The organism is Pseudomonas sp. B22129 (genome assembly GCF_044218875.1).
GTDB lineage: Bacteria > Pseudomonadota > Gammaproteobacteria > Pseudomonadales > Pseudomonadaceae > Aquipseudomonas.
The window spans coordinates 2,757,154-2,777,127 of record NZ_CP162592.1 but is presented as its reverse complement, the minus strand read 5'-3'; the positions used below and the strand labels follow the sequence as shown (position 1 = coordinate 2,777,127).

Genomic DNA, 19,974 nt, shown 5'->3' with positions numbered 1-19,974 from the left:
TCAATCTAACCAAGACACGCCGCGATTGACAGCATTTAGGTCAAAACTTACGGCAAAGGACCACGCCAAAAAACCGGCCCTTTGCCGTTATCCACAGGTCAGAAGCGGTAAGTCACCGAACCACCAAAACCATTGGCACTGTTTTCATACTTGGCGTCGTAGTTCAGCGCCAGCTGAGGGTTGTTGTCGTGAACCTTGATTGGCTCTTCCTTGAGGTAGGAATAGGCCACGTCAAAGGTCAGGTTATCCACCGGCGTCCAACCTGCACCCAGGCTGAATACGGTGCGGTCGCCCGTAGGAATACGCACGGAACGATCGGTGTTGTTGGTCGGCGTCTGGTCCACGGAGAAGCCCGTACGCAAAACCAGTTGCTTGTTGAGCTGATACGACAGGCCGATAGCGTGGGACCACGTGTCGTGCCAGTGCTGCTCTTCGGTAATCGAATCCAGGCCGGCCAACTCAGCGGTAATGTCGGATACACCGGTGTTGTTGACCGTGATCTTCTTCAACTGGCTCCAGCGGGTGTACGTGCTGCCGACATAGAGGGTCAGGGCATCGCTTAACTGATGCGTCACCGAGAAGTCCACGGAAGATGGCGTGGTGACGTTCAGTTTGGCGTCGTACTTCTGCGGCCCGCCGTCGAGGAGGTCGGTCAGCACGCCAGAGGCGTTGGTATGACCGCTCAGGTGATAGACCACTTGCGAGTGGTAGGTGACGCCGATACGCGTTGTATCCAGAGCCTGCACCAGGATACCGGCGTTGAAGCCCGTGGCGGTGTCGTCACCCTTGATCTTGGCGGTTTCAGTGCCCAGGCCGAACGCCGGGACTTTGGAATCCAGCTCACCGCTGATCTTGTTGAACGTCGGGCCGAAACCTACCGAGACCTTGTCGTTGAAGGCATAGCTGACCGTTGGCTGCACGGTGATGACCTGAACCTTGCTCTTGTTGCCAAAGCCGTTGCCCTGGAAGCTGTGTTCATAGTCGGTGATCAGGCCAAACGGCGCATAGACCCCCAGGCCAAACGCCCAGTGCTCGTCGATCGGCGTGACCAGGTAACCCATCGGCACGGCAATGCCGGGGACCATGTCGCCCTTGTTGGTGCCTGGGTTATCGACACCGCCTTGTGAGGAACTGGCATCTTTGATGTGCGACGTGGCATCGAGGTAGGTCGCCCCGATACTCACTTCATTCTGCTTGAGGCGGGACATGCCTGCCGGGTTGCCGAACACCGTGCTGGCGTCATCGGCCGAGGAAGAACGACCGGCGTAGCCTGTGCCCATTGAACTGATGCTTTGTTCATTGAGGGCAAAACCACCGGCGAACAGTTGTGTGGAGGCAAGCGAAATGGAGAGCGCCAAAGCGCCTTTTAGAGTTTTGTTATTCATTATTAGGACTCGAATTATTGGGCAGCGATGGGAAAACTACCAACGTTCGAGCGGGCCGATTATGAAGAGTTTTTCATACACGGGATTGTCCGACAATCCCATGTATTTCAACGACTTTGGCGGTTAAATCGTTACTCGTTATGACTTTTTAACCGGTTTGTGACCGGATGGTTTTACTTCAAAGATACTGTCAATTTCAACGGGAATGCCCATGGGCAAAGAGTAAACGCCAAGGGCGCTTCGGGCAGGGAGTTGGTCGGCACCGAACACATCCAGCAAGAGGTCGCTGGCGCCATTGGCAATGCTGGGGTGCTGGGTGAATGACTGTGTGGCCCGCACATAAACCGTCAGGCGCACGCAGCGCTGGATAGTGTCGAGACCAAATGTTTGTTCAATACACGCCAGAATCATCAGCATGGTCAGGCGCGCGGCATGCTGGCCCTGTTCAATCGACAGGTCGTCGCCGACGATGCCGGTCAGTGGCTTGCCGTTTTCAAACGGACCCAGGCCGGAAACGTGCAATTGGTTGCCCGACAAACTGAGCGTCTTGTAAGAGCCCAATGGGTTGATCGGTTCAGGCAAAACAATACCCAGTTGCTGCAAACGCTGGATGACGCCCATCGGTAAATCCCCTGCAGAAAATGAAGTGGTGACCAACTTCCCATATAGTCACCGCCCTTGCACGCACGATATTTTTCAATCTGCCGGGAATAAAACAGCGCCAGGGCAACCACTGTGCGGTGGTTGCCCTTTTTGCGTTAAGGGTTCCAGTACTTGTTGGCCGCCGCGATGGTTGCAAACTCGGTCGCGACCACCTGGCCAATACTGATCAACATCGCCGCATCATTGGCGTACACATCGCGCAACCTGCCGCGCACGGCTTCATCAGGTTGCGTGGCCTTGATCACCAGCCGCGCCATCTTGATTGCCAGCTCGCGCCCGTCTTCCGGGGTTGCGGTGATCAGGGAATTGTTTGGTATCAGGCTCATCAGGGCTTCCTCTTCTTATAGGCGGGGCGACGGCTTATTGCCGACGGCCGAATGAAACAGGATAGGCGGCGGAACGCGCGTTGATCATCGGATCTTGCGGTTCGATGCCTGCCGGCACGTTATTGGGCAGGAACATCAGGCTTTTTTGTGCGGCGACGTTGTCGGCCACGGCGCGCGTGATTTCCAAAGTGCCCAGTTCCACCACCGGGCGGCTGGCGGGCCAGGCAATCGACGGGTCGTCAAGCTTGTCACCCGGTGCGGCTTCCTGAACCACCAGTTTGAAGCGCACCGCACCTTTGCTGACGCGTTGCTGGATCTCCTCACTCAGGTAATCCGGCTTGGCCTTGGCGGTTTGCGCCTCGCTCAGGAAATGGCTGCCACTGACCGGCAGAAACTGGTAGCGGCCAAAGGTGACGGTGCCCGCCGCGTTGATGAACTTGAAGGTATTCACGCCGTAGTAAGGCAGCGTGGCGAAGCTCTGCGGCGCAGGTTTGGGCGCGGTGAGGAAGGCTTTGGCCACCGGGTGGGTGCCGAGGTAGCCGTCCAGCGGGGTGGGCTTGGCCACGTCTGGGCCGCTGGTGCCGAGGGCAATCAACAGGTCGCGGAAATCATCGGCGGTCGGCGACGGGAAGCCGTTGAACGAGTGGGCGACAATGTCGGTGCTGCCGCCATTCGGCAGCGCGAAGCGGACCGCCAAGCCGCGAGGGCTGGCCAGACCGTGGTTATCCGCAATGTCCGGAATCCCGGCGAAGTTGGAAAAGCGCACCGTCACCGGCACCGCCGTGGCCTGCAAATGTGCGGCCTTGGTGATGGACGCGGCAGACGGGCTCGGGGTGAAGCGTCCTTCCAGTACGATGCCCTTGGCATGCACGGCACGAGCGCCGGCGTGATGGCCAAACACGCCGTTGAGGGCATCGACCAACTGGGTGGGGGTGGAGGGCTGCGGCGCATCTTGCGCCATCGCACTGCCGATCAACGTGAAGGCGAACGGGAGCGCGATCAACAAACGCTGGGCTTTTTTCATGGTTATGTCCTGCGGGTGGGTGATTTCGGCGAATTCTAATCACCTAACAACAATAATGACAATATAATTTGTCATTATTGTTTTTCCTCTTTGCCTGGCGGTTTATGGCGGTATACTCAAGCCCCCAGAATTCCAGTGAAGCTTGCCGCTCGTGAGTACCAAAAGTGACATCCTGCAACTTCTCCAGCGCGAGCCCCTGACCGTCGTGCAGCTGTGCGAACACCTGGCCGTCACACGCAATGCGGTGATCGTGCAGCTCAAGCAGCTGGAAGCCGAAGGGTGGGTGCGCCGCAGCAAAATCCGCCCGCCGAATGCGGTAGGCAAGCCGCCCGTGGTGTTCGAGGCCGCGCCGGGTAGCGAAGACGTCACCTCAACGGCTTACCAGGTACTGCTGACGCAACTGCTGGCCACTCTCAAGGATCGCTACGACGCCGACGAACTGGGCGAAGTGCTGGAACAGACCGGCCGCCAATTGGCCCAGCGTGCCGGCCTGGCCAACCCTGCCACTTTCGACAGCGGCCTGCGTTCCGCCATGGATGCCGCCGACGCCCTGGGCGCCAGCACCGAGGCCGTGCCGCAGAAAGGCGGTGTGATGGTGCGCAACTTCACCTGCCCGGTGGGCAGCGTGGTGCGTGAAGAACAATGTGTATGCAGAGCGATGGCTGCGTTCTTTTCCGAAGCCACGGGGATGCCGGCGAGCGAGCAGTGTTTGCGTGAAGACCGGTTGATCTGCCAATACTTTATTGAGACAGAAGAAACGCCAGCGGAGTGAATCCGTACCGGCCATCTGCCATAAACATTTCTAAATGTTTCTTCATAAAGCCAAACCGTCATTAAACAGACATATATCAGGAATTAAATCGTCACGTCTTAGACAGGTGGACCCTTCCACTTACCCCTTCCCTTGAGGTGTTGTCGTGATGTTGCCGAGCAAAAAAAGTCTGTCTGTGTTGTTGACCGCCCTGTGCCTGAGTGGCGTAGCCCACGCCACCGACGTTACCGGTGCCGGCTCCAGCTTCGTCTACCCTGTGCTCTCCAAGTGGTCGCAGGACTACAGCAAAAACTCCAGCAACCGCATCAACTATCAGTCGATTGGTTCCGGTGGCGGCATTGCCCAAATCAAGGCGGCGACCGTGGACTTCGGGGCCTCCGACGCCCCACTGTCAGCCGATGAACTCAAAGCCGGCGGCCTGGGCCAGTTCCCTAGCGTCATCGGCGGCATCGTGCCGGTGATGAACGTCGAAGGCGTGGCCGCAGGCCAGCTGAAACTCGACGGCGACGTGCTGGCAAAAATCTTCCTCGGTGACATCAAGGCCTGGAACGACCCGGCCATCGCCGCCCTCAACCCGGGCTTGAACCTGCCGGTGGCGAACATCACGGTGGTGCACCGCTCTGACGGTTCGGGCACCTCGTACAACTTCACCAACTACCTGGCCAAGGTCAACGACAGCTGGAAAACCAAGATCGGTTTCGGCACCACCGTACCGTGGCCAGTGGGTGTCGGCGGCAAAGGCAACGAAGGTGTTTCGGCCTACGTGAAGCAGATCAAAAACTCCATCGGCTTCGTGGAATACGCCTACGCCCTGCAGAACAAAATGACCTACGCGCAGTTGAAGAACGCCGCGGGCAAATTCGTCACGCCTAACGCCAAAGCCTTCCAGGCCGCCGCCGATACCGCTGACTGGGCCAACGCCAAAGACTTCAACCTGATCATGACCAACGCGCCGGGCGAAGGCGCATGGCCGATCACCGCCACCACCTGGATCATCATGTACAAACAGCCGAAGAACGCCGAGCAAAGCCAGGCAGCTTTCAGCTTCTTCAAGTGGTCGCTGGAAAAAGGCCAGCAACAGGCTGCTGCGCTGGACTACGTCGCTCTGCCGGACTCCCTGGTGTCGCGAATCGAAGGTTACTGGAAGTCTGACTTCACTAACTGATTCGCCCTACGACCGCCTTCCTCGTGATCGGGGAAGGCGGTGAGCACATCTGATATGAATGACACCGTCCAACCCCTGGTTATGACTACCCACGCCAGTGACACAGCGGGCGATAACCGCGCTGCCCGCGACCAACGCCACGACCTGTGGTTCAAACGCTCGATGTTCGGGGCCGCCATGCTGGTGCTGCTGTTGCTCGCCAGCATCGCGGCTTCGACGCTTTGGGGCGGGAGCCTGGCTTTCCGAACCTTCGGCTTTGGCTTCATCACCAGCACCGAGTGGGATGCGGTCAACAATCACTTTGGCGCCGTCGTACCGATCTACGGCACCTTGGTGACTTCATTTCTGGCGCTGCTGATTGCGGTTCCGGTCAGTTTCGGCATCGCGATTTTTCTCACGGAGGTCGCGCCGCCCTGGTTGAAAATGCCCGTCGCGTCGGCCATCGAATTGCTCGCCGGCATTCCTTCGATCATCTACGGCATGTGGGGCCTGTTTGTGTTCGGGCCGTTCATGGCCGAGTACCTGTCGCCTTACATCAACGATTACCTTGGCGCCCTGCCCTTTGTGGGGTCGCTGTTTCAGGGTCCGCCGCTGGGCATCGGCATGCTCACTGCCGGCATCGTGCTGGCGGTGATGATCATGCCGTTCATCACCTCGGTGATGCATGAGGTGTTTCGCAGCGTGCCCACGCAATTGAAAGAATCCGCCTACGCGCTGGGCAGCACGACCTGGGAAGTGGTGTGGGACATCGTCCTGCCCTACACCCGCTCGGCGGTGGTCGGCGGCATCTTTCTCGGCCTGGGCCGCGCCCTCGGCGAAACCATGGCAGTGACCTTTGTGCTGGGGAATGCGCAGCAGTTTTCCGCTTCGCTGCTGATGCCGAGCAGTTCCATCGCCTCGGTCATCGCCAACGAGTTCAGCGAGGCCTACACCGATCTGCACCGCTCCGCGCTGATCGCCTTGGGCTTCCTGCTGTTTATCGTGACATTTGTGGTGCTGGCGCTCGCGCGGTTGCTGCTGATGCGCCTGTCGCGCAAGGAAGGTCTATGAACGCCAACGAACGCCTGTATCGCAAACGCGCGCTGAAAAACGGCGTGGCAATGTTGCTCAGTTGCGGCGCCACAGCCTTTGGCTTGCTGTGGCTGGCGTGGATTCTGCTGACCACCATCATCAATGGTTTTCAGGCACTGAACCTGCGCCTGTTCAGCCAGATGACCCCACCGCCCGGTACCGAAGGCGGGCTGGCCAACGCGTTCTACGGCAGCGCACTGATGTCGGTCATCGCCCTGGTGATCGGCACGCCCATCGGGCTGATGGCTGGCATCTGGCTGGCCGAATTCGCACGGCACTCACGCCTGGGGACCACGGTGCGTTTCATCAACGACATCCTGTTGTCCGCGCCGTCGATTGTGCTGGGGTTGTTCGTCTACACCGCCGTGATCCTGCCACTGAACCTGCTGACCAATCACCAAGTGGGCTTTTCCGCCCTCGCCGGCGCGCTGGCCCTGGCCTTGCTGGTGATTCCAGTGGTGGTGCGCACCACCGATGAAATGCTCCAGTTGCAACCCTCGACCATGCGCGAAGCCGCGCTGGCTCTGGGCGTGCCGCAGTGGAAGCTGACGCTGCAAATTGTGCTGAGGGCCGCCAAGGCCGGCGTGGTCACCGGCATCCTGCTCGCCCTTGCTCGCATCACCGGGGAAACCGCGCCCCTGCTGTTCACCGCGTTCGGCAATCAGTTCTGGAGCAGCAACCTGCTCAAGCCGATCGCCAGCGTCCCCGTGGTGATTTTCCAGTACGCCATGAGCCCGTTCGACGACTGGCACGCCCTCGCCTGGGCCGGCGCGCTGGTCCTGACGCTGTTCGTGCTGGTACTCAGCCTGGCATCTCGCCTGATCCTTTTACGCAATAGGTCTCACTGATGGACGCCACTGGCATTGATCCCGAAAAAACCAAAATCCGTGTGCGTGGGTTGGAGTTTTTCTACAACAACCAACGCTCCCTGAAGTCCATCGACATCGACATCCCGGAAAAACGCATCACCGCGATCATCGGCCCTTCGGGCTGTGGCAAGTCCACGTTGCTGCGCGTGTTCAACCGCATTTATTCGATGTACCCGAAACAGGAAGCCCGTGGCGAAGTGCTGCTCAACGGCGAAAACATCCTCGCCCCGGGCTATTCGATGAACCGCCTGCGCAGCCACGTCGGCATGGTGTTCCAGAAGCCGGTGCCGTTCCCGATGTCGATTTACGACAACATCGCCTACGCCGTGCGCCACCATGAAAAGCTGTCCCGCCGCGAAATGAATGACCGCGTCGAGCAAGCCTTGCGCGGCGGCGCGTTATGGGACGAAGTGAAAGACAAACTCAACCAGAGCGCGCAAAGCCTCTCCGGCGGCCAGCAACAACGTTTGTGCATTGCGCGCACCATTGCGCTGCGCCCACAGGTGCTATTGCTGGATGAACCGACCTCAGCCCTCGACCCCATCTCAACCGGGCGCATCGAGCAATTGATCACTGAATTGAAAACGCAGTACACCGTGATCATCGTGACCCACAACATGCAGCAAGCGGCGCGGGTGTCGGACAGCACCGCGTTCATGTTCATGGGGGAATTGATTGAGCATGGCAAGACAGATCAGATCTTTACCACGCCGAAGATGAAACAGACGGAAGATTACATTACGGGGAGGTTTGGCTGACCAGGCGTAGGCGTCAGGCACCGTCTACCGTTCGATAAAACGTTGCATCGCCGGTGCCACATCACCTTGATTGTGCCCGGCCTGATGCGCAAGCGATCCTGCATGGCGACTCCGCTCGCAATCCATCGCAGACCATCGCAGACAAATCATTTCTCTTGCAACGTGCAGGATATCAGATTGCCACCATTCTCCTTGAACCTTCCTCCCTGCCAAACGGGGAAATAGAGGTAAAAGCTTGAATATTCATCTGAAGACGTCCTGCCTCACCTAATCATCGTCTCGTCTGTAAGCGAAGCAGGTCACTTCGAAGTGATGATCATCGACGAGGCCCATCGCCTGAAAGAGCCAACGGCAGCCTGGACGCGTCATGGTTTCGACATCGCGGCGAAAGTGCCCAATCGCTACCTGCTGACCGGCACGCCCGTCCTCAACCGTGAGTCTGAACTACATACCCTACTGCGCCTGTCGGGTCATCCGGTTGCGCAGTTACCTTCAAGGAGTTCTGCGAACAGTTCGCCGGCAGTCAAGACTTTCGAAAAAACTTACGGGGCGCTATCGGTGACTGGATGCTTGGTCGGCGAAAGGACGTATTGCCTGGACTCAAAGGGAAGCAGCGGCAAACACTGCCAGTGGAATTATCTGCGCAGGAGCGCCGAGAGTACGAGCGAATCCGGCACGAGGATAGACCAGGGCTTGCCAGGTTGGGATCGTTGCGTCAGTTGCTGGAGAGGGTAAAGGTACGAGTTGCCATGGAGCTGCTGGGCGAGTTGGATGCAGAGGACAAGGTGATTCTGCTCTGTGAGTTTAAAGAGACAGTCGGTGTGTTGCGGAATCTGTCCCAGGAAGCAGGTTATGGCTGTGTATCAGTGGTGGGCTGTGACTCGGTTGCTAAACGCCAGAAAGCCATCGACCAGTTCCAGGACGATCCGGAGACCAGGGTCTTTGCTGCCACTACGTCAGCTGCCGGCACCGGCAACAACCTGACCGCTGCGAACTACGTGATGTTCCTCGGTCTGCCGTGGCCCCCAGGGATTCAGGATCAGGCAGAAGATTGAGCGTTTCGTAACGGCCAGCGACGGTTGGTCGTGGTCAAAATCCCGCTTGTGGAAAACACCATTGATCAGATGCTGTGGCAGATGTTGCTGGATAAGCGCCAGTTGACGCAGGATCTGATTGAGCCGAATGCGGCGGCGATGAATCGGGCTGAGATTACGGCAGCACTTTAGCCTCACGACGTGCATCACAAGCATGGCATGGGCAGGTACGTACTCATTGAGTTCGAATCCTTCGCGAAGACGTTTGAGTTGTTTCAAGATGAATGGCAACAAGCCTCAAAAAGAGGAAAAACAAATGAAGACCATCAGGCACGAAACTCAAGAGGATTTTTTCGCACGGATGACTTTGCTTGCTCAAAAGCTCGACCGTGGTGAGCAAGTCGAAACCGGCGAAAGCGCCAGCTTTGAGGATCTTGACGAGATGAATTCGTACAAGACGGAGCAAGACCGATTTGCTCTCCTGAGCCCACCAATCGGGCTTTGTGTTTTTTGGGCGATGTGAAAAACCGCCCAGAAGCGCGTTTTTTCGGAATTTGTTGCAACCTGAAAATCCATTGTTCACTGCGTAGCAGGGACCACCGTGTCAATGTCGCCGTCTGTTCAAAGGAGGCTTTTCGGCACATGATCAGGCACCTCAGCACCCTCTCCCTTCTCGCGTTTGTTATCAGCTGTACCACGCAAACAGTACCGGCTCCCGAGCCAATGCACGATAACAGCCGTAACCCAGCGCTGCTTGCGCCGGACCTCTACTCCATTGATGCAGTTTCTGAAAAAGAACCCGTAGTTCGCTATGGTCGCTACACACTGGTCAGCACGTTGCCCGCGCCTGGCCAGCATGACCTGATGGCTCAGATCATCGATATCACTATCCCTGCCCACATGCACCCGAACGTGGGGGATGCAATGCAGTACGTCTTGGATCGCTCGGGATATTCCCTGTGCGCAGCGGACACCGACCCTGTCAGGATTATCTACGGCCGACCACTGCCAGCATCCCAATACAAACTTGGCCCAATGACACTACGTAATACTCTGCAAGTGCTAGCGGGTGCCGCGTGGCAGGTGCAGGTGGATGAGGTTAAACGTGAGGTTTGCCATGTCCTGCGCCAAGGCTATCAAGTCCCATGAGACAAAATAATCAATGGTCCTTGAATCCATTCAGCGATCAGTGGAAATTAGCTTTGCAACTGTGTCGTAACAAGGGTGGATACAGGGATCTTGGGATCGCACCCCGCTACTACTGAAAGGTAGTTCGTCCACGACGAGGTAACAGCGACCTGCCCTACCATTACTCGGTAGCTGAGAATCCCTCCCTGAGAGGGATTCGCCGTTTCTCGCCTAGCACATTTGACTCTCCGCACTCATCTATCGCGGTACGAATGGATCATTCAGCTGAAGGTAAATACCTACATCAGAGACGTACACGTACCGTAAAAATTTCAACTTAAACCGCGAAAAAACTTGTGCCACAATGTGCGCTTATACAGTTTCACCCCGCTGGCTACTGACGGTCATCAGTAGCGCCCGGTGACGCGGTTTACCCGTCACCAACCCCAAAGCACGCATAGCTCCGGGAAGGGCGTGCGGACCTGGTTGAGGACTTTCCCTGTGTCTCCCTGTTCCAAGCAGACACGCAGCCGTCAACTCGTGAAAAGCGAGTTTCAAAGGCACATAGGGTTCTCTTGAGGTTCGAAGCACAATAGTCATAGGGCCGCACTGGTGTTGCGGTCCATGCTTTTTTAAGCTCACGCGAAAGGTAGCCTGAAGGTCTTGAAAAGGATCATCAGGCTACCTTTTGGTAGCTGCTTTTCCTGGCCGGTGGCCCGCCGGCGAAACGTAGGGCTCCTTTTGTGCGCGGATGCGTGCCTTTTGATTACTGGCCTCAGCCACGATAATTGGTCAGGTGAAGAATGAACGTCAAGATCACAGCCCAGAGGTTGAAGACGTTCCGTCCTTGCGGGTGGCACTTTCATCCTGGAACTACGCGCCGCTAGACCAAGCCGAACGTGCGAAAACTCACTCACGTTCGGTGCTTGTTCCTTTCTTTCCAAGGAGATCAAATCCCGCTAAATTAGATTCACACCTGCACGGCGAACACATGACACCAAACCGCTATTAATTTATTGGCGATTAAATAATGATAAATGGATTTAAAAAGTTCTATTTCGCTTTTACCAGCAGCGCACTTTTCAGCTCGATTGCCGTACTCGCGACCGTCGTTGTTGGCGCCTATATCTCTCTTTACAGCACAACAATCACGGGACAATTTGACAAAATCTGCTTGCCAATCCTGAAGCCTTGCGGAAAGGGAGCATATCCCGAAATATCAATTGCAATCATCCTCATGCTTTTACTTGCGGCAGTCCTACTCACTCGAGAACTCTCCGTAGCTCACGAAAATAATTCCGCAAGAAACAAACTTCAAGACATCATTAAAAATACGCCTTCAAAATCATTTCTCGAACATTATACGACACTCATGAGACTGATAGGAACTTATAGGCTTGAAATCAAGAAAGCGGTAAAGGCTGACAACCCTAATATCGAAGAGATACATAACTACATCCGCAGTTGCCTGCATGGAATCATTTCCCTTGCCAAGTACTGGGACGGGAATGACGGGAGGTCGTATATATACCGTGCGAACATTATGACCATGGTCCCTTCTGACTATTTCAACCCAGTATCCATTTCCGATGATTTTTTGAAAAAGGTGGTGGACATCACAGATAGCGGAAAACTATTTCTTTACAACAGCTCACTCTTAACAAAGGCAAGAATGTGTAGCGGAGTGCTTATTCTAGAGAACAACAGCTTTACGGTTTCAACCAACGTAGCATTTGGGGAAATTGACGACTCAATACAAAAGCCAATATGCTTCCCATATACGGACCAAAATTACAACGGTTCAAAAAATCAACCGATAATCCCGGGAGCACCTGCTTGCGCAAGCTTTGGCGCGGCCCAATATTTAAATGACACAGGAAAGGAAATAGAAACATTCCTAAAAAACACGCAACATAAAAACAGAGAGTTCTGCGACAGATTCAAAAGCGATGTGAATGAGTACTACAACTCGATAGACGAAGCACAATCAATTCTTTCAATACCAATTCAACGCAGAATAAAAGACGATTTCGATCCTAGCATCCCGCTGCCATTACAATACGAAACAATTGCCGTATTGAATATATATCGCAACAGAACGGGTATATTTAGGGATATTGACAGCGCAATGAGCTTTGCGCAATTAATGGAGCCTATTTGCTATCATTTCGCAAAAATGCTAGAATCGATAGCAGAGGTTGAGCCGGATGAATAACCTTTATATTGTCAATACTACTTTCAGGAGGAAACCATGACTTCTCTAAAAGTTTTAAGAAGCAAGTATAAAGAAGAAGAACAAGAAAGCAAAACTAACAAAGCTTTCGAGCAAGCGAGAGATGAGCTTAAAGCGATGGTTCTTAAGAACTTCTCCGCAAAGCGGAAATAATATAAAACCCAGCTTAAGCTGGGTTTTTTTTGCCCAACAAGTAAGTGAATGTGGGGTAACCAAGTCGGCGATCTCCGGGTTAGCTTCGGCCGAAGCTCATTCAACAGCATCTGGTGATTCAGGTTTTTTCAGGGGCTTGACAAGCACCAAGCGAATTTTTCATCCTATGCCCATGTACCGCTGACGTCGTCAGCAACATGCCCATGTAGTCAGGATCCGCGAGACTACGATGCGGTTCACCGCATTGATCCACTCCCAAGATCGCCATAGCTTCCGGTAGCGCGATCAATCGACACCAGTCGATGGAAGCACCTTATCCCCCACCCACGACGGGCCTGTCCCGTCTGGGCAGGCCTCTATATTTTTTTGGAGGTCTAATGAAAACAGAACTGGCTCTCTACCAAGCGTTGATCTCGATTAACGTCACGGAACAGAAAGCTAACGCAGTCATTGATGCAATGGAGACCGACATGCAATCGCTACTCGCAACCAAGGCTGATATCTCTGCGCTTCGCTCCGAACTCACAGCCGAGTTGAAAACTGGGCTCTCGCAGCTTGAAGTCAAAATGACCATTCGCATGGGTGTCATGTTGTCAGCATTCGCTGGCGTTGTGATCGCATCGATGCGACTCATGATCTAAGCATCACCTTCTGCTCCACCCAACCTCGCGGGGAACACTCCCCCGCTGGGCGAGGTGTTTCTCCGCTTTCTGTCGTTCCGAAATGGGAGAACCACCATGAGCAACGCTCAAACCAACGAAGCCAAATTCTTCGACCTGCACACCACCGGTATCGGTTACCTCAACCGTATCCGTGAAGTCCAACCTCGCGGCAAAGGCAAGCCAATCCTGTCTGTTGCCGTCGCTGCATTGCACGGTTCGTGTGATGACGCCGAGTACACCTACATCGACTGCAACGTCGTCGGCACTGAGGCTGAATGCCTTATTCGTCGATGCCAAGCAGCCGTAGATGCCGGCAAGAAGGTTCTAGTGAGCTTCCGAATCGGTGACATCTGGGCGGACGCGTTTACCTATTTGAAAGGCGAGAAAAAAGGCCAACCCGGTGCAAGCATCAAGGGTCGCCTGCTTTTTATCGGCTGGATTAAGGTAGATGGAAAAATCGTCCACCAAGCCAAACCAAAAGACTCCGATGAGCCTTTGCTTAGCCAGTCTGGCGACGCTGGGAATAGTTCGGATGATGATCAAAACCCAGCTGAAGCAGAAATGCGTCAGTCCGCGTAACAGGACCAGGACATCTTTCGAGGCGCCGATCTAACACCACATACCTAAACAACTTTCACATCCGTCACCGGGAACTCACCTCCCGGCCGGGCCTGGTGATTTCCTGCTCCTGGAGAATCACCATGCACACCACCAAAACAGCTGACTTCATGAAACTCCCCGTGGTTCTAACCCCCGGGGCATGGCAAGAAGCTGTGCACCTCGAAAACGCACCCGATACATCAGCCATCAGTAACCGCCTAAGCGATGTTGTCTGGATGGTGTACCGCGAACTGCATCTTCAACCTGACAGTACATCGCTCAACTTCGGTCTCTACCGGCTGCTGCCCTCCGGCGAAAGCCTTGATCGCTACTGGCTGGACCTGAAAGTCGAACGCATAGAATCGCCTCCCGGCGTTTTCTACCTGTACGTATCGCTCAAAGAGGAAACCCAAACCTCTTGCCCTTAACCCCGCAGCCCTCCCCCAGCCCGACACTGTCGGGCTTTTCTTCGTCGCAGTGTGGAGCTGCCCATGATCAACATCCCAGGCCAGTTGGCCATTCGCACCATCAGCGGCCGCAATGGCGACTTCAACGTCGGGCGGCTTTCAACCTCAATCGGTGACTTCGTCATCAAGGACGCTCTCCTCGACCAGTACGGCGAAGGCAAGTACCACGGCGATTTTCTGATCACAGAAATCCGCCCGTCGTATTACTCCAGCGCCGGACGTTTGGTCGTCGAAATCCGCGCCAAGCTCGACAGCATGAGCCTTAACGACGTGGACAACCTGACTGCAGAAGACGCAGCCAGGCTTTCACCGAATGAGCCTGATCCGCTGGATGAAGAAGCACCGGCGAAAACCCAACCAGGTACAAATCCGCCAACCGCATCTGCGGAACCAGATGATGCTCCTTTCGGGATGACACCGTCAGACAGCACCACCGACCTGGAGACAGACTCTGCGCTATTCGGCACGATCTGGCCCCTCGGCGATATGGTCAGGCTGGACACCACCGTTGACCGCAAGCAATTGCGCCAACAGTGCAATCGACTCACAGAGCTCGGCTACGTGCACAACTTCAAACTGCAGGTTTGGAAGATCTCCAACACCTGACAAACCGCACACCACACTACGATCTACCACCACCCTTGGCCATCGGCCTGACCGAGTTCATCAACGAGTTCGGCGACGAACTGCTCGACTCACTGAACCGCTCCAACCCACCGGTTTACACCGGCCACATCAACGAAACCCGCCAACGGGTGGGCGAGCCTCACGACGGTCGACAAGAGTTCTTCATCCTCGGGCGCGTGCGCATGCGGATGGGGTTCCATTGGCGCCCCGTGTGTTGGCCACGTCGATCTGGTGGCGGGCATCATTGGGCAAGCTGTCCCGACTGCGGCCGCCTGCTGGAGGATCAGGAAGGCAACCGGATCGCACTCGAAGCATTTAACCGAGAGGAACGCGGCCGAAGCTGCCCTCAGTGCCACGGCCCGCTCTGGACGCTGATGCGCCCAGGCAAAGCCGAAAACGGCACCCGCCGAGCAACCATCCTCAAATCGATGTGCCGGATCCCGACCATCGGCCCAGTCCGCGCTGACAAATTGCTCAACGACTTCGGGGAAGACTTTCTCGCCTCGATGCTGATCGACAACGTCAGCGAATTCATCAACCTGTTGGACGCCAAGGGCAACTTCGTCTTCAACGACCGCCAAGCCAAACGGATGGAGCGCGCAATGGCCAACATCGAGTTCGGCTTTGGCGAAGGCGGCTACCAACCCACCGAGTTCATCAAACGCTACCTGCCGGACGGATTCTTCGACCTGCTGGTGGTGGATGAAGGGCACGAGTATAAAAACAGCGGTTCGGCCCAAGGCCAAGCCATGGGCGTGCTGGCAGCGAAAGCCCGCAAATGCGTGCTACTGACCGGCACCCTCATGGGTGGTTATGCCGACGACCTGTTCTACCTCCTGTTCCGCATCCTCACCCGTCGCATGATCGAGGACGGTTACCGACCCAACGCACGCGGCAGCATGGCTCCGGCGGCAATGTCCTTCATGCGCGATCATGGCGTGTTGAAGGACATCTACACAGAGCGGGACAACGAATCGCACAAAACGGCTAAGGGCAAAAAGCTCTCGGTACGAACGGTAAAAGCCCCGGGCTTCGGCCCCAAAGGCATTCACCGGTTTGTGTTGCCGTTTACCGTGTTTCTCAAACTCAAAGACATTGGCGGGAATGTGCTGCCGGCGTATCAGGAAGAGTTCATCGACGTTGCCATGTCTGCGGAACAGGCTGCCGCCTATCAGCAACTGGCTGGAAAACTGACTCAGGAGCTACGTCAGGCACTGGCACGACGGGATACGACGCTTTTGGGGGTTGTACTCAATGTGTTGCTAGCCTGGCCGGATTGCTGCTTTCGACCGGAGATCGTTAAACATCCGCGTAGTAAGGACACGCTGGCCTTTGTGCCGTCGGTCTTTGCGGATGAACAACGGATGCCGAAGGAACAGGCGCTGATTGACCTATGCCTCGCGGAGAAAGCCAAAGGCCGTAAGGTACTGGCTTACACCGTGTACAGCGGCATGCGAGCGGTGATGCAGGAGCGCAGCATGGCCCAAGGGTCACTCAAGGTGGAACGCCGAGTAGACGACCGAATACCTGTGCCAATACCTGTGGAACCGCTGCAGATCGCTGAGGCGCCAGAGCCTGAGGCGGTGTCCTTGTTGATCACACACAACCCGGATCAACCGGTCACATGCGTCACAGCTGATCCGCCAATTCCGATACCTCCGCAGGAGGAGCTCGCGACATACAAGCTGTTGACCCAAGTGCAGAGCCTGGAGTCCGAGAGGTATTCACTGGACCATGCCATGCTTCCGGCGAGTACGGGGCTCAGTCACGAATTGTGCTGGGATGGGCCTGGTACATGGTGGGAGGATCTGGCGTTACCGCCATCATCCATGGAAGACAGCGCGGAGCATTCAATGATGCTCACACTGATGATCGGTCTGGGCGGCAGGAAAAGCTGGATTTAGGGACTTGAAACTGACGCAATTTACGAAGTTTTTTACGGCATACAAATAGAATCCCAAAAATGCAAGCCGTATTCAACTTGTCGGCGCGAGGTGAGCTCAATGAAAATCTATACGGTCTAGCCCGGTACAACGTTGCTTTAACGAAACTACGGTTCATGGAGAGGACAATGACGACAGCAGAGAACGGCAACTCTATCTTCATCTCATATGCTTGGGGGGCGGGATTCAAAAAAAAGGAGTGGATTCGGCAAGGTATCGTCGCCAGCCTTGATTGGAAACACAATGTATTTTGGGACCGTGACAGCATCGCATTGGGCGAATCAATCGAACGCACCATCGCTGACGCACTGACAGAGAGGCCACTCTTGGTTTTGTGTCTATGCGATCAAGACTACCTTGAAGCAGCTCAGCGGGTAGGAAAGGGCTTGTACGAAGAGCTACGCATGCTAGCGCAGATTGCAGACGAACCCGGGGTCAGGATTGTTCCGTTAATCTTGGAATCTGGATGCACAGAAGATCTTCCAGCGCCTTTAAATGGTCGCCTCTACTTGAACCTACAGCCGCTTCACAACCTGAGTCTCGATATCGGAACAACCGTTTTGGGGGTAGCTGAAGGAATGACTCAGGCAGAATTACAAAGCGAAATTAACGGGCGATTGGCGATCTTCCATTTGAGGCAGAGAGCACTCAACTTCCTGAAAGAACGACCTTTGACAATCTGGGGGAGCGGTCGAAATCACGAGGTGACGGTACAGTCAAACTATGAAGCGCCCTACCTGCTGACACCGCCCCTATGGATGACGGAAAGCAGTAGCTGGAATTATCTACTCGATGAAGACGTGCCAACATTTTGCCCAGCCAAAGGCCGCTGGCATTGGGAGTACATACAAATATCAACAGAGATGCGCCCTTTGGGGACCGCTGTCATGTCAGTATTTTTCCCCCAGCTGGTTACCAAAAGAGAACAAAAATTACTCAGTATGGCTGGCACCCTATTGGCTTCAAAATTCTTCAGGATGGTTCACGTTCACGAACCGTTCACTTTCGATGCAACTGACCTGGTCAACAATCTGATAAACGATCAAGAAGGCTTCAGCGTTCTCACTCAGCTACTGGATGCGACAGAAACCATCACAGAAGCAATTTAATCCAGACGGCGTCCCAATACGTGCGCCTCGTATCGTCGGGGGGAGAAGCCGGCGAAAGCCGGTTTTTCCACTTCTAGTTTCTTGATTGCAGTAGCCAAGTCACTGAGCCCCGCAAAACCACATTACGACTTGAACAAGTCCCGCGTTTTGCGTGTAGGAAGGTGAGAACCGATAGAAGCCTACAAGCACTGAGGATTTTTCCTAACAATCTTCAAGCCTGAATCTGACAGACCCACCGCAAATCACCGAAAACACCCATTTTACTGCCCGCCTCATATTGACATCACAAAACGCCAACACTAGATTTCGCTTCAGACGGCTGCACGTCTACGAAGATATCGAGTGCATTGCGCACCTTCAGCTCCGTCCACCGACCTAAATCGCAAGCAAAAAAAAACCCGGAAATCCTCACTTGCGTGGGCCTTCCGGATTTTCTAAACCGCCAAAAATGGTGGGTCGTGTGGGATTCGAACCTACGACCAATTGGTTAAAAGCCAACTGCTCTACCAACTGAGCTAACGACCCGCTGTGTGGTGGCGCGTATAATACTGATTTCTAAGGATTATTCAACACCTTATTTGAAATAAATCAGAAATAACGCGTTGGGTCGGCAATTTCGGCGTTTTTGAAGCCTTCAGCACGCAGTCTGCAGGCGTCACATTTCCCACAAGCACGGCCGGAATCGTCTGCCTGGTAGCAGGAAACAGTCAGCGCATAGTCGACGCCAAGTCCTACACCAGCCTTCACAATGTCGGCTTTGCTCAGGTTTTGCAGCGGCGCCCGGATACGAAAGCCCTGTCCTTCCACACCCGCCTTGGTCGCCAGGTTGGCCATGCGTTCGAATGACTCGATGTACTCGGGGCGGCAGTCTGGGTAGCCGTTGTAGTCCAGTGCATTGACGCCGATGAAGATATCGCGGGCATTGAGCACTTCAGCCCAACCGAGGGCCAGGGACAGGAACACGGTGTTGCGCGCCGGCACATAGGTCAGCGGGATGCCTTCGCTGGGCGCTTCGGGCACGTCAATGCTGCTGTCTGTCAGGGCAGAACCGCCGATGCCATTGAGGTTCAAGCCGACCACCTTGTGCTCGACCACACCCAAGTCACGGGCGACACGGGCCGCGGCGTCCAGCTCGGCGCGGTGGCGCTGGCCGTAGTCGAAGCTCATGGTGTAACACCTATAGCCTTCAGCGCGGACCATGGCGACCAGCGTGGCGGAGTCGAGGCCGCCGGAGAGGAGGATGACGGCACGCTTTTGATCCGTCATCTCAGCGCCCTGGCTCGTCATTCCACAGGTATTTGTGCAGCTGCAATTGCAGGCGCACCGGCAGGTTGTCGGCCACGACCCAATCCGCGAGATCACGGGCGTTCAGGTCATGGTGACTCGGAGAGAACAACACCTCGCCAGCGCGACGGTCCAGGCCGTACTGGATCAGCTTGGAAGCGGCCCAGTCGTAGTCATCGCGCGAGCAGATCACGAACTTGACCTGATCGTTAGGCGTCAGCAGGTCCATGTTCTGGTAAAGGTTGCGGTGCGCTTCCTTGGAACCTGGGGTCTTGAGGTCGACCACGCGGCTTACACGCGGATCCACGGCCGAGATATCCAGGGCGCCGCTGGTTTCCAGCGAGACTTCGTAACCGGCATCACACAGCTGCTTGAGCAACGGGATGGCATTGGGCTGAGCCAGGGGCTCGCCGCCGGTCACACAGACGTAGCGCGGTTTGAAGCCGGCAACCTGCTCAAGGATGTCGTCGAGGGTGCGTACGGTGCCGCCACTGAAGGCGTAGGCGCTGTCACAGTATTGGCAACGCAACGGGCAGCCGGTCAACCGTACAAATACAGTGGGCAGGCCAGCCGTTCGCGTTTCACCCTGCAACGAGTAAAAAACTTCGGTAATGCGTAATGTGTCTTGCATAGTCGCCACGGGCGTAACAGCTAAACAGGCTGTCCGCCTCCGTCAGGCACTTCAAGCGATCCCGCCAACG

Annotated in this window: 20 protein-coding genes, 1 tRNA gene and 2 pseudogenes; 16 read left to right on the top strand and 7 right to left on the bottom strand. The window is 55.5% G+C overall.

What is annotated here, in order from left to right; translation table 11 throughout:
• Positions 1–98 precede the first annotated feature (98 nt).
• From AB4P94_RS12675 to AB4P94_RS12660, 4 genes are all read right to left on the bottom strand, one after another.
• Positions 99–1,385, bottom strand: a complete 1,287-nt coding sequence (locus AB4P94_RS12675; RefSeq protein ID WP_395610792.1) for an OmpP1/FadL family transporter — start codon at positions 1,383–1,385, stop codon at positions 99–101.
• A gap of 138 nt (positions 1,386–1,523) precedes the next feature.
• Positions 1,524–2,006: a RidA family protein gene (locus AB4P94_RS12670; protein ID WP_395610791.1), complete on the bottom strand. Its 483-nt coding sequence runs from the start codon at positions 2,004–2,006 to the stop codon at positions 1,524–1,526.
• A gap of 137 nt (positions 2,007–2,143) precedes the next feature.
• Positions 2,144–2,374, bottom strand: a complete 231-nt coding sequence (locus tag AB4P94_RS12665; RefSeq protein WP_395610790.1) for a hexameric tyrosine-coordinated heme protein — start codon at positions 2,372–2,374, stop codon at positions 2,144–2,146.
• A 34-nt stretch (positions 2,375–2,408) separates the two neighbouring features.
• Positions 2,409–3,398 carry a catalase family peroxidase gene (locus AB4P94_RS12660; protein ID WP_395610789.1) on the bottom strand — a complete coding sequence of 330 codons (990 nt, stop codon included), beginning with the start codon at positions 3,396–3,398 and terminating at the stop codon, positions 2,409–2,411.
• A 151-nt stretch (positions 3,399–3,549) separates the two neighbouring features.
• Between AB4P94_RS12660 and AB4P94_RS12655 the strand changes: the two genes are divergently transcribed.
• From AB4P94_RS12655 to AB4P94_RS12580, 16 genes and pseudogenes are all read left to right on the top strand, one after another.
• Entirely contained in the window at positions 3,550–4,170 is a 621-nt protein-coding gene (locus tag AB4P94_RS12655) for a helix-turn-helix transcriptional regulator (RefSeq protein WP_395610788.1), read from the top strand.
• 148 nt (positions 4,171–4,318) lie between these two features.
• Positions 4,319–5,335, top strand: coding sequence for a phosphate ABC transporter substrate-binding protein PstS (gene pstS / locus AB4P94_RS12650; RefSeq protein WP_395610787.1), 1,017 nt, complete (start codon positions 4,319–4,321; stop codon positions 5,333–5,335).
• Between the two features lie 54 nt (positions 5,336–5,389).
• Entirely contained in the window at positions 5,390–6,385 is a 996-nt protein-coding gene (pstC, locus tag AB4P94_RS12645) for a phosphate ABC transporter permease subunit PstC (RefSeq protein WP_395610786.1), read from the top strand.
• Positions 6,382–7,254, top strand: coding sequence for a phosphate ABC transporter permease PstA (gene pstA, locus AB4P94_RS12640; RefSeq protein WP_395610785.1), 873 nt, complete (start codon positions 6,382–6,384; stop codon positions 7,252–7,254). Before pstC ends, pstA begins: the two co-directional genes overlap by 4 nt.
• Positions 7,254–8,033, top strand: a complete 780-nt coding sequence (gene pstB / locus AB4P94_RS12635; protein ID WP_078738856.1) for a phosphate ABC transporter ATP-binding protein PstB — start codon at positions 7,254–7,256, stop codon at positions 8,031–8,033. Before pstA ends, pstB begins: the two co-directional genes overlap by 1 nt.
• A 285-nt stretch (positions 8,034–8,318) precedes the next feature.
• A pseudogene (locus AB4P94_RS12630) lies at positions 8,319–9,259 on the top strand (SNF2-related protein); the annotation flags it as partial.
• Positions 9,260–9,347: 88 nt separating this feature from the next.
• Entirely contained in the window at positions 9,348–9,590 is a 243-nt protein-coding gene (locus tag AB4P94_RS12625; protein ID WP_395610784.1) for a hypothetical protein, read from the top strand.
• Positions 9,591–9,709: 119 nt separating this feature from the next.
• Positions 9,710–10,213, top strand: a pseudogene (locus AB4P94_RS12620) (PilL N-terminal domain-containing protein); the annotation flags it as partial.
• Positions 10,214–11,225: 1,012 nt separating this feature from the next.
• A complete protein-coding gene (locus tag AB4P94_RS12615; protein ID WP_395610783.1) occupies positions 11,226–12,410 on the top strand; it encodes a hypothetical protein in 1,185 nt (394 codons plus the stop codon).
• 36 nt (positions 12,411–12,446) lie between these two features.
• Positions 12,447–12,581 (top strand): hypothetical protein, encoded by a 135-nt coding sequence (locus AB4P94_RS12610; protein ID WP_395610782.1) that lies wholly within the window; start codon positions 12,447–12,449, stop codon positions 12,579–12,581.
• A 377-nt stretch (positions 12,582–12,958) separates the two neighbouring features.
• Positions 12,959–13,222 carry a hypothetical protein gene (locus AB4P94_RS12605; RefSeq protein ID WP_395610781.1) on the top strand — a complete coding sequence of 88 codons (264 nt, stop codon included), beginning with the start codon at positions 12,959–12,961 and terminating at the stop codon, positions 13,220–13,222.
• 96 nt (positions 13,223–13,318) lie between these two features.
• Positions 13,319–13,822 carry an STY4534 family ICE replication protein gene (locus tag AB4P94_RS12600; RefSeq protein WP_395610780.1) on the top strand — a complete coding sequence of 168 codons (504 nt, stop codon included), beginning with the start codon at positions 13,319–13,321 and terminating at the stop codon, positions 13,820–13,822.
• Between the two features lie 122 nt (positions 13,823–13,944).
• Positions 13,945–14,271, top strand: a complete 327-nt coding sequence (locus tag AB4P94_RS12595; protein ID WP_395610779.1) for a hypothetical protein — start codon at positions 13,945–13,947, stop codon at positions 14,269–14,271.
• A 63-nt stretch (positions 14,272–14,334) separates the two neighbouring features.
• Positions 14,335–14,916 (top strand): DUF3275 family protein, encoded by a 582-nt coding sequence (locus AB4P94_RS12590; RefSeq protein WP_395610778.1) that lies wholly within the window; start codon positions 14,335–14,337, stop codon positions 14,914–14,916.
• On the top strand, positions 14,895–16,841 hold the full coding sequence (locus tag AB4P94_RS12585; RefSeq protein ID WP_395610777.1) for a hypothetical protein: 1,947 nt from the start codon (positions 14,895–14,897) through the stop codon (positions 16,839–16,841). Before AB4P94_RS12590 ends, AB4P94_RS12585 begins: the two co-directional genes overlap by 22 nt.
• Before the next feature lie 167 nt (positions 16,842–17,008).
• On the top strand, positions 17,009–17,989 hold the full coding sequence (locus tag AB4P94_RS12580) for a toll/interleukin-1 receptor domain-containing protein (protein ID WP_395610776.1): 981 nt from the start codon (positions 17,009–17,011) through the stop codon (positions 17,987–17,989).
• A 449-nt stretch (positions 17,990–18,438) separates the two neighbouring features.
• Here AB4P94_RS12580 and AB4P94_RS12575 read toward each other — a convergent pair.
• From AB4P94_RS12575 to queE, 3 genes are all read right to left on the bottom strand, one after another.
• Positions 18,439–18,514, bottom strand: a tRNA-Lys gene (locus AB4P94_RS12575).
• A gap of 63 nt (positions 18,515–18,577) precedes the next feature.
• Positions 18,578–19,255 (bottom strand): 7-cyano-7-deazaguanine synthase QueC, encoded by a 678-nt coding sequence (queC, locus tag AB4P94_RS12570; protein WP_395610775.1) that lies wholly within the window; start codon positions 19,253–19,255, stop codon positions 18,578–18,580.
• Position 19,256: 1 nt separating this feature from the next.
• Complete coding sequence (queE, locus tag AB4P94_RS12565) at positions 19,257–19,904, bottom strand: 7-carboxy-7-deazaguanine synthase QueE (protein WP_395610774.1); 648 nt, start codon at positions 19,902–19,904, stop codon at positions 19,257–19,259.
• Positions 19,905–19,974: the final 70 nt, after the last annotated feature.